The sequence below is a fragment of the uncultured Nitrospira sp. genome, from assembly GCA_902500695.1.
Lineage (GTDB): Bacteria > Nitrospirota > Nitrospiria > Nitrospirales > UBA8639 > Nitrospira_E.
This window is the reverse complement of the sequence record CABVRQ010000109.1, coordinates 1-3,144: the sequence shown is the minus strand read 5'-3', so window position 1 is coordinate 3,144 and position 3,144 is coordinate 1. Positions and strand designations below refer to the sequence as shown.

Sequence of the window (3,144 nt, the reverse complement as noted above, 5' to 3'; positions counted from 1 at the left end):
TCGCATTGGCGACCGGTTTATCTATTCCCCTCATTGGGGAGGTGGCCCAAGGGTTGCCGACCCTTCAACTCGAATCGTTATTGAATGTGGATGTTTCTCAACCGTCCTTTATCATCACCGCGGCCTTAACCCTTGGAGCCTTGGGATGCATTGACACCCTCTTGACCGCTGTCATTCTCGACAAAATCACCGAAACCAAGCATCAGAGTAACCGTGAATTAATTGGTCAGGGTATGGGCAATGTGGCATCGGCACTCTTTGGTGGATTACCCGGTGCGGGAACGACCATGTCCTCGATCGTCAATGTGAAGGCTGGAGGTCGTACCAGGCTCGCCGGGGTGATTTCCAGTCTTTTTCTGCTGGCGGTGTTATTAGGATTGGGGAAATATGTTCAATATGTGCCAATCCCCGTCCTGGCGGCCATACTCATTACTGTCGGTTTAGACATTATCGACTATAAGGGCCTCAAAGAAGTGGTGAAAGTGGACCGGGCTGAAAGCGCCATCCTCTTCATTGTGTTGCTCCTGACCGTGTTTGTTGATTTAATCACGGCCGTCGGAGCAGGGATGACCCTTTCGGTCTTTATTTTTATGAAGAAAATGGGGGACATCGGAGAAGAAAAAATTGTTCTGTTTCCCCTTCGGTCGCTAAAAATTCGAAAACCCTGCGACCTGAGAGAAGAATTCGTGTTACCACAGGATTATTTAGATACCGTGTATATCAAAACGTTTACGGGGCCGATTTTCTTCGGCTTTTCCCACTTCTTAATCGATAACATTAAACAATTGCCCACAGTCAGGATTCTGGTCTTTGAGATGAATCGCGTGCCGTATCTCGACCAATCAGCTGCGCATGCCCTGGAATTAGTCTTTGAATACATGCAAAAGCGGGATATTCGAGTCCTGTTGGCCAACATTAATCCCCAACCGCTGGAGATGCTCCGCGCGGTTGATCTGACGCCAAGACTCATTCCAGCACATCATATTTTTGATGATATTTTCGATTGCGTCCGATGGCTGGAGGAAGAGTTTGTGTCAGGTGAATCTCCCCTGAAGCCACGGGTTATGTAACTCCAGGAAGTCGATTGCCAAAAAAGTGTCGGGAAAAAATGACCACGCTCACGAACCTCAATCACACTGTGGAACGATCGTAGGTACCTTATGACAACACCCTCCGTAAAAATTCCCGGTTTTTCGATCCCGACCATTGGCTATGTGGTCCTCATCGTCGGTGTGGCCCTGGTCATCTCTCTTGTTGATGGCATGTTCCCGTTGGGGGTGTCAATTAGTGAAGCCTATGCTGTTTTGGTGTTATTGGGCTTCATGGCGAAAGACAGGCGGTTGATCTATGGCGGGGCAATTGCCGGGACCATTCTGACATTGGAAGACCTGTTTATTTCCGATCCTGGCGTGGCCTTTTGGATGGCAGAAATCAATCGGGCGCTTTCTATCTTCGTCATATGGCTGGTCGCCGTGTTTGCCTTAGGACAACTGCGGTTTATCGAAGAGCAGAAGGAATCGGAAAAAATGAAAATGGCCTATGATCTCTTGAAACAGGAAACGACCTTTCTGAAATTAAATCAGGAGATTGCCGTCTTATCCAATACCAATGACCCTGTAGAAGATGCGTTAAAAGGTGCCATGAAAATCATTTGCGACTATACCGGGTGGCCGGTCGCACATCTCTATATCCGTGACGGCGATACTGATCTGTTGAGTCCCAGCAAAATTTGGGTTTTGAGGGAATGGGGGCAATTCGAAACGTTTCGACAGGTGACAGAAGCCACGAAATTTGTTCCTGGTGAAGGATTACCTGGTCGGGTGTTGGCCAGTGGAAAGGTGGCTTGGATTAAAAATGTGACGAAGGATCCCAATTTCCCTCGCGCCCGCCTTGCCAAGGAAATAGGTGTGAAGGCCGGTTTTGCGTTTCCCATCCTCATTGGACCGAAAGTGGTGGCGGTGATGGAGTTTTTCTCCGAAGAAGCGATGGAACCGGATGCCAAGCTCCTGGACGTCATGGAAATCATCGGGTACCTGTTGGGTCGTATCTTTGAACGAGATCACGCCGGTCTCAAACGAGGCGAATATGAGGACCACTTGAGACGTCTCTACGGCCGTATCAAAGCGGTGCGGGAACTAGAAGACGTGCCGGGCGATCACAAGATAACCGCCGAAGGCATTCATGAGGAATTGCGATAGAAATAAGGTTCGGTATGGTGGGAACATTTGGCGACGATTGAATGGTGTCGGACGTTTTACAGATTGAGCCACAGGCTCAAAGTATTCGGGTCTTCAAGATATTCCTGTCACACCAAGACGCCATGCCTGCATGGTTCTCGGACGTAGAATACGTGCAGATCACGCAACGGCATGTTAAGCCATCCGTTACCGATGCCATAATTATGGCGACCTATCGCCGTGATCAAAAGCCAGAGTATCAGCTGCAGAATGGCCAGAGCTGATACCAGTGTCGACACCTGAACCGATGTTCGCATTGACGCAACTGCGCTCCGTACTCCTTGGATTGCCAATCCACACAATTTGTGCCTCTTCCAAGTGGACCTTCGTCGAGCCCTGACGGTTTTCTGGTGCATGCGATGCCAGGGACTGCAGGGCGGAGCACTCAGCCGACCCGACGAGCCTTGATCTGATGGGTGACTGGTGCGGCTGAGGAAAGGAGCCGACATCAACCAAAATGAAAACCCAGGTGCGAATTGGACTTCTCGGCGGCGCAGTTCAAGAGCGAAGAGCTGAAAAAGGAGAAAGAGAATCAGAGGAGACGTGTGCCTACTTGACAGAGCCTGCTAAGGGGTGACCCAAAATCTTGACCCATGACCCCATTATGAATTTTTAACTTGTTGATTTCAAAGAAGATCGAAATTCAAAAAACGGACATTTTTGCCATTAGTCAACAGCCCCAATATCTTTCAGCAGGTTTTGGATGCGCGAAACCTCGGAACTCATCTGTTTTTTGGGGAACAACGTTAAACTCTTGCGGTACATCACTTCAGCTTGGGCGAGGTCACCTCGCTCGCGAAACACTGTGCCCAGACTACGGTAGGTGTGTGCCATCCCAATCTTGTCTCCTAATTCCTCGTGCAATGCTAAACTCTCGCCGTACATCACTTCAGCCTGGTCGAGCTCA

The 3,144-nt window shown here is 49.5% G+C and carries 3 protein-coding genes; 2 read left to right on the top strand and 1 reads right to left on the bottom strand.

Going from position 1 to position 3,144, the window contains the following annotated elements; all coding sequences use genetic code 11:
* Positions 1–1,070, top strand: a 1,070-nt coding sequence (locus AAH187_RS17625; RefSeq protein ID WP_342349797.1) for a SulP family inorganic anion transporter, incomplete at its 5' end; no start/stop codon positions are given.
* A 90-nt stretch (positions 1,071–1,160) separates the two neighbouring features.
* Positions 1,161–2,198 (top strand): GAF domain-containing protein, encoded by a 1,038-nt coding sequence (locus AAH187_RS17620; protein ID WP_342349796.1) that lies wholly within the window; start codon positions 1,161–1,163, stop codon positions 2,196–2,198.
* A 705-nt stretch (positions 2,199–2,903) separates the two neighbouring features.
* Here the strand turns inward: AAH187_RS17620 and AAH187_RS17615 are convergent.
* The coding region (locus AAH187_RS17615) for a tetratricopeptide repeat protein (RefSeq protein ID WP_342349795.1) at positions 2,904–3,144 on the bottom strand (241 nt) is incomplete at its 5' end.

What these genes read in the sequence shown, in the direction of transcription:
- AAH187_RS17620 (WP_342349796.1), top strand. Translation starts at nt 1,161, where the DNA reads ATGACAACACCCTCCGTAAAAATTCCCGGTTTTTCGATCCCGACCATT.